This is a genomic window from Bradyrhizobium sp. CCBAU 11386 (assembly GCF_028128955.1).
GTDB lineage: Bacteria > Pseudomonadota > Alphaproteobacteria > Rhizobiales > Xanthobacteraceae > Bradyrhizobium.
On sequence record NZ_LBKA01000135.1, the window covers coordinates 1 to 6121 of the forward strand.

The 6121-nt window shown below is 57.0% G+C and carries 3 protein-coding genes and 1 pseudogene; 2 read left to right on the plus strand and 2 right to left on the minus strand.

All coding sequences use genetic code 11. The features are described 5' to 3' along the window. Window positions 1-929: 929 nt before the first annotated feature. Both XI09_RS09100 and XI09_RS09105 read right to left on the minus strand, forming a co-directional pair. On the minus strand, window positions 930-1805 hold the full coding sequence (locus XI09_RS09100) for a TauD/TfdA dioxygenase family protein (protein ID WP_271566538.1): 876 nt from the start codon (window positions 1803-1805) through the stop codon (window positions 930-932). Window positions 1806-3166: 1361 nt separating this feature from the next. Further along, a pseudogene (locus XI09_RS09105) lies at window positions 3167-3529 on the minus strand (IS66 family transposase); the annotation flags it as partial. A gap of 349 nt (window positions 3530-3878) precedes the next feature. Between XI09_RS09105 and XI09_RS09110 the strand changes: the two are divergent. Both XI09_RS09110 and XI09_RS09115 read left to right on the plus strand, forming a co-directional pair. Continuing rightward, complete coding sequence (locus tag XI09_RS09110; protein WP_271566539.1) at window positions 3879-4181, plus strand: Nif11-like leader peptide family natural product precursor; 303 nt, start codon at window positions 3879-3881, stop codon at window positions 4179-4181. Between the two features lie 681 nt (window positions 4182-4862). After that, the gene (locus tag XI09_RS09115; protein WP_271566540.1) at window positions 4863-5846 is read left to right on the plus strand and encodes a radical SAM family RiPP maturation amino acid epimerase; all 984 of its coding nucleotides are present in this window, start codon (window positions 4863-4865) and stop codon (window positions 5844-5846) included. The last annotated feature ends 275 nt before the right edge of the window (window positions 5847-6121 follow it).

Consider the following 6121-nt stretch of genomic DNA (forward strand, 5'->3'; position numbering starts at 1 on the left):
TCAATCATCCAGACCGCGCTATCCAGAGCATTCCGCGCAAGTCAAGCCCAGGCGCCAGTGATCCTCTCGTGACGCTCACGTTTCATCGAAGACGCTTCCGATCTCCTGCTCCAGCCGATGTGGCCCCAGCAGGGTTCCGCTTAGCGCGAGCGCCTGTCATGAGGCCGAGCATCTCATCTCCGAAATGAGGTTGCGTCGCTCGCGTAAACCTACCGACGGCCGCTTGAAAGCGAGGTTTTCGAAGAGTCTGTTTGGAGCTGTGGTCCGTTAGTCGGGTGGCGTCGGGTAATCGCAACGCCCAACCAAGAGACTTCCGCAAGGGCATGGAGCGACGTGCTAACGTGCTGCGCAAGAGCATGAGAGCAGATCCGCCGTCCAGAGCTGTCGGTCGAAGCATCGAGCTGGTGTGCGCCATGAGGTACTTTTCCGCTGGACGAAGATCGGGTGGTGTGGTGCCCATGCAGGAGCGCAGTTTAGGTCCTTTTGGAAAGGCTCCAGTGACGCTTTGTTTATGGAGACCTAAGACGCAGGCACGATCGCGAGCGGGATAAATTCAGCCGGCGCCCAGCGCTGTTAATCAAGGCATTCCACGCCTCGCGAGATGGTGGCGAATATGCTCTGAATTGGGGGTGAGCTACGCCGGGCCTGACTATCCCGATGCGATGAAGGGGATGCTGCTCGCCGAGCGAGAGCCAACGCTTGCATTAGATCATCAAAAATGCAGCGTCATCGGTTTGACCGGCGAGCAGAGACGATGCCTGAAGATCAATGCTGTTGGGCCTGGAAGAAGTGAAGAAGTTGAGCAGGTGGCAGCTGCGCCTGTTAGCCGGTCTGGCGCATAAGAAGGCCGGCTCCGCTCGACATTGCAGGGCCGCAAGTTAGTGTTAGGTCTCCCGGCGTCTCACGAAATCCGGGAGAAGCGGACAATGTCAGGCAGCCTTTGCGGCCCTTGATTTTGGCCTCTTCACGTGCCGTACGCGGCCGTCAATCGCAAGCTGGTCCATGGCCCAGTGAAGACTGCCGGTTTTCTTGACAGGGTACGGCTCAGTCGCGCGATTGTCCCAGATTATGACATCGCCTAATTTCCAGTTCCAGCACAGGGTGTTCCGGGGCGCAATGAGATAGGATTGCAGCCGTTCAAACAGTCTTTGGCTGGGATAGCGCTGCAGGCCGACGAAGTTGTTCACGGAACGACCGAGCGATAGCATGCGTTCGCCGGTCTCGGGATGAACACGAACAATCGGATGTGTCGTTTCGTAGATCGTTCCAGTGGATACGCCGCACCAAGGCCGCTTGTTAGCTTCGGTGGCCCTCTCTGTCGCAGTGAGATCAGATGCGACGAAGCTCACAGCCCAGAGGTTATCTGCGAGCATCCGCAGGGGATCGGGAAGATCAAGGTAAGCGGCCGCCCTGCTCGACCAAGCAATGTCGCCGCCAAAAGGGGGGACAGCTGCAAGCCGCAGCACCGAAATGGCTGCGGGGACCCGCTCATCGTTGATCTGGTTGAGATGACTGCAGGCGCGATCAGACAGCTCCTGCCGGATCGTTAAACCGCCCATTGTGTCCGCCACTGTGGGATTCGGTATCAGTGAGCCGAGCCGGAGCACAAAACGCTGCTGCTGTGCATCGTCGAGATGTCCCTGATCACGGAAGAAGATGACCTTATGCTCTAGCAGAAGCCGGTTGAACGCTACGATGACATCGTCAGGCAAATCGTCCGACAGCACAATGTTCTTGATTTCGGCACCAAGCCGGTCCGCGTGCTTGACGATGTCTGCTCGCGGAATGACATTTTCAGCAACCATTGTTCCACTCATGACGGCGCCTCTTTCTCTGGATGTCTAAACAAGCTCAGTGGTGGTCGCGTCTGGCGACAAACCCGGCAATGTCTAAGCGTGCGTCACCGCGTCGCTCAATTAGGCGGCTGAAATCTGATACACACCACCAGCATCTTAGAATCCGACTCCCTCTGCGTGTCGATACGGCTAGTGCCGTTCTCATCGAAGGACACTCGCATATGAGGCCACCAGATCGTTTTGCAGCCTGATCAACAGTGCAGATGATAGACGCAATCCATGTCCAGTCCATGAAACGAAACCAGCTTTCTTTTTGAGCTCGCGCAACGTTCGCCTCGTCTCGGAACTCATGCTTGGAAAATCCTCGAACAACGACCTGCGTCGCACCTCATTCATCCAGCCTCATGCGCACGATGAAGATTAGAACTGGTTCGCGGCATGCACTCGCGAAGCCGATAGGACCCACCGCCTCGAAAATAAATCTACCTAAAGATGTATACTATCGCATAAACTACTTCAACGGGCTCATAATCATATTTTTGCGACTTGGAGTTATTCAATGCGCGACTTATTTCATCAGCTGATCACTTGCTGTCATGGCTGGGACTAGCGGGAGAAGCGCAAAATAAGAAGGCTGCAACTTCCGATGCAGCTTAACAACGGACTTAATCCCTCGATTTTCGAAGTTTGCACTCGGCACGAATGCAGGTCGCCCCGTGACGACGTGTCTTTCGTTCTACCCGGAGACGTAGATTTTCCTTACGGAGTGCATGCCATTTTGGCTTCCTGGCAGCTGAGTACACCCAATAGAAACAGAGCGCCGACCGGCCAGGAATATCGCTCCCCTGAGACAACAAGGGTCTTTGCGCTCTCAAACTGCAAGCCGCAAGTTCGGGCTGGCTATTTTTGCCTCACGAGCGACACGACACTGAACGCCACGCCGGATTTCAGATCATCAGTCCGGATTTATCTTCCTCATGATCGCGCTCCATTACTCACCTCTACGATTGTGAAGCACGTAAATGATTACACACGATCAAGCCCCTCCTATGAGTTCTCGCGTGAACTTTGGCGGACGCGGCTCGACGAGCGTTGGACGAGGCAGCTCAATACCGCGTCGGTCTTTCAGGGCCATCGCTGCTCCTGCTGGTAGACCAGCTGGGTTGAACGCATCAGCGCCCTCGGTGCGCTGCTCACCTGTTATCAGCGAGCTTCCGAAGGTACCACAACCTTCAACATGTCATACCTGCCTTATCTGATAGCCCCTGATCGCAAGGCAGTGGCATCCGTTAGGCCTCCGTACTCTAGGAACAATGTGAAGTTCGCCAACGATGCTGGTTGCAGTTGAAGGGCGGCGATTTGCTTGCGCATATACCGAGGTGTCTGACCGCCTCCCGCGCGACCGGAGAGAGCGGTTTGCCCTCTTAACTTCCGGAGCATTCTTCTCGATGTCAGCCAGCTCGAAGAAGCCCCGCCGCGCATGGGCAATGCAAAACGTCGGTGTAATCGGCCGCACCTTCTTCTGCGGGTCGAACAGCGGTTCGAATCGCTGTAGCACCGGCATACAGGATGCCGGCGAAGGCGGCCAGATTCTTCTGGAGGGCTCGCCTCGTCGGTTGCTCGAGCCGTAGTAGACCCCGCCGGCGGCGCAGACCCGGTGACCGGCCATCCCGCGCACACAAGTTGCAGAACCGCCCGGTTGTACGCTTGCCGTTCGCCAGGATACGGATGGTGTGGTAAGTAGACCCGTGTCACCTCCAGCCTCTCGCAGAACCGGGCGTATTGGACGGAATGCGCGCCGTCTCTAATCCGCGAACAGACGTTGCTGAGCACGCTTCTGACCATGCTTTTGTAGATGGCGACCGCTTGTGCTGCTGGGCTAGCTACCGACAACGAGATTTCATCCTCTACTGAGCGCTTGTTAGGTTCGAGACCAATGTCGGCAAATTGACGATACGCACGGTCAGACAAAGCGCAAAAGCAGCAATTTCAGTCTGGCATGCCGATTGCCTTGTTTACGACGTCATCGCCGATCGCGTCCAAGGCGACGGATAGGTAGGAACATTAAGCAGAGGCCCGGCTATGTCGCAGGCTGAGGTAGAACGGTTTGTCAAGAATCTAGCGAAACAAGGTAGTCTGCTCGAAAATCTTAAGCAGAGTGCTACAGGTCTTGCACCGATTGTAGCGGTCGGAAAGAGCCACGGCTACGATTTCACGCTTGACGAGGTTAGGAGTTGCATCCGAGCGCCAGGCCGACACGAGTTGATGCAGCTCGACGCGATTGTCGGCGGCAAGCAGGATTTGAGCGGTGCGGGCTCGCGCAGGATTGTGCATACCACTGCGTTGGCTAGTTCCACGTCGGAGGCACCCACGAGCGCCGTGTAAGCCGCGGAAGCGGGCCGTGACCTAGTCGCTATCGTTATACTTATTGTAGTTGTTGTCGCGGTCGTGGCCTAACATTTTTAGTTTTGATCGCATTGGCTCGTCCTCAAGGAGACGATTCGGTGCGAAGAGAACTGAAAGCACGCCTCGTCAGGAGTGAGATCATTGCTTTCAGGTCTAGAGATGCGGCTTCAAGACGCACCCGTACCGTATGACGCACACTGCCACCGAACACTGCCGACAGATTTTTGACCGGCGTACCCCCGAGCAACTGCGCACGTTGTCACACGTCAAGCGCTTCATGGAGCGGCTAGCTGGTGACTTGGAGTTTCGCAGGGCGCTTTCGGAGAACGTTGATTCTCCTCGAGCGGTAACAGAGCGCTACGGCATCGAAGTGGACCCAATGATGATGCTGCCTCTCTGGCGCGGCGGCTACCTGAAACACCGCTTCAAGCCGGAGTCTACGCCCTGGCCCCTCGCTATGATGTGGGACGAGTTTATCCGCGAGATGTTGCGCCATCGCGACCTCCTGCGCGAAGAGGGCGAAATGTCGACGATCAACCCTCGCTTTCATGCTTGGCGTGAGCGCCAAATCCGGCGCTGCAACGACGAATTGGGCGGAACGGCGGCGTCGGTCACGCACCCCATCATCGCTTTCGAGCTGAGCGACGGCTGCACCATCGGTTGCTGTTCTGCGCCCTCTCGGCCGACCGCTTCAAAGGCTATTACGAATATAGCCAAGAGCATGCAGCGCTTTGGCGTGGCGTGGTCGGTGTCGCGAGCGAGATGTTTGGTTCGGCAGCCCGTACTGGTTTCTGCTACTGGGCCACAGAGCCATTGGACAACCCACACTACGACCGTTTTCTATTCGACTACTATCAGATCACGGGCGCATTGCCACAAACAACGACGGCGGCCCCGCTCAAGGATCGCGCACTCACCACGCGCGTGCTCGAACTGTTCAAGCGCTATCGCACCGTGACGAATCGTTTCTCCGTGCTGAGCACAACCCATCTCGACCAGATTCACATGGCGTTTTCGCCTGAGGAGCCGATCGGTGTCGAACTCGTCCTGCAGGGCAAGGAGGCGCTGACTGCAAAGGCTTTTGCTGGACGCGCGCGCGAGCGGAGCGAGAAACTTAGGGCCGTCAACAAAGATGATGCAATCGCCTTGCTGGAGGGCGATCACACGACCATCGCCCGTGTTTCCGGCTTTCTCGTAAATATGCTGCAGGGACTTTTACAATTGGTAACGCCGGTGCCGGGTAGCAAACGCTGGCCTCTTGGCTACCGCGTCTTGAGTGAACGCTTCTTCAGGACGCCTGACGAGTTCCGCGAGGGGCTGCAGCGCATGATCGACCAGCATATGCTCGAGAGTCCGCCTCCCAAATTGCCGATCCGCTTCCGCAGGGACCTGCAATACAAGGCCGGGAGCCGATGCTTTCATCTCCGGTCACGCAACATGGAACACCGGGTGCTCGACGACATCGCTCCGACTTCCATTGGCCATCTAATCGCCTACGGCAACTGCACAGCATCGGAGCTGGTTAGGCAGGTCACGACTGACGGAACGAGCGTGCTCGCAGTAGCCGACCTGCTCGATCAGTTATACGCGGCCGGGGTGATTGAAGAGGACTTGGACGACAGCTTCGCCTGGCAGACCAGCTGACCTGTTACTGTGCTTTCATCCGGCAGCGGTTAGAGTCTCGGATTTTGTACGCCAGTGGGTCCGCCGGAAGATTTTCATTGTCGAGTTGCCCAGGCGAACGGTGCGTGATGCCCCTGCAGTTCCACCGCGCTGTCGAAAACATGGAAATTTGGAGTGCACGCAGCGGCGGCTACTCGTTCGTTATAAGCTTGCAGAGCCCGACCGGTCCTGGCTTTCGCGGAAGGTTCGGCTACGTCGCTTCGTGGCGTCCGCTTGACCAGAGCCGTGGCTCGATC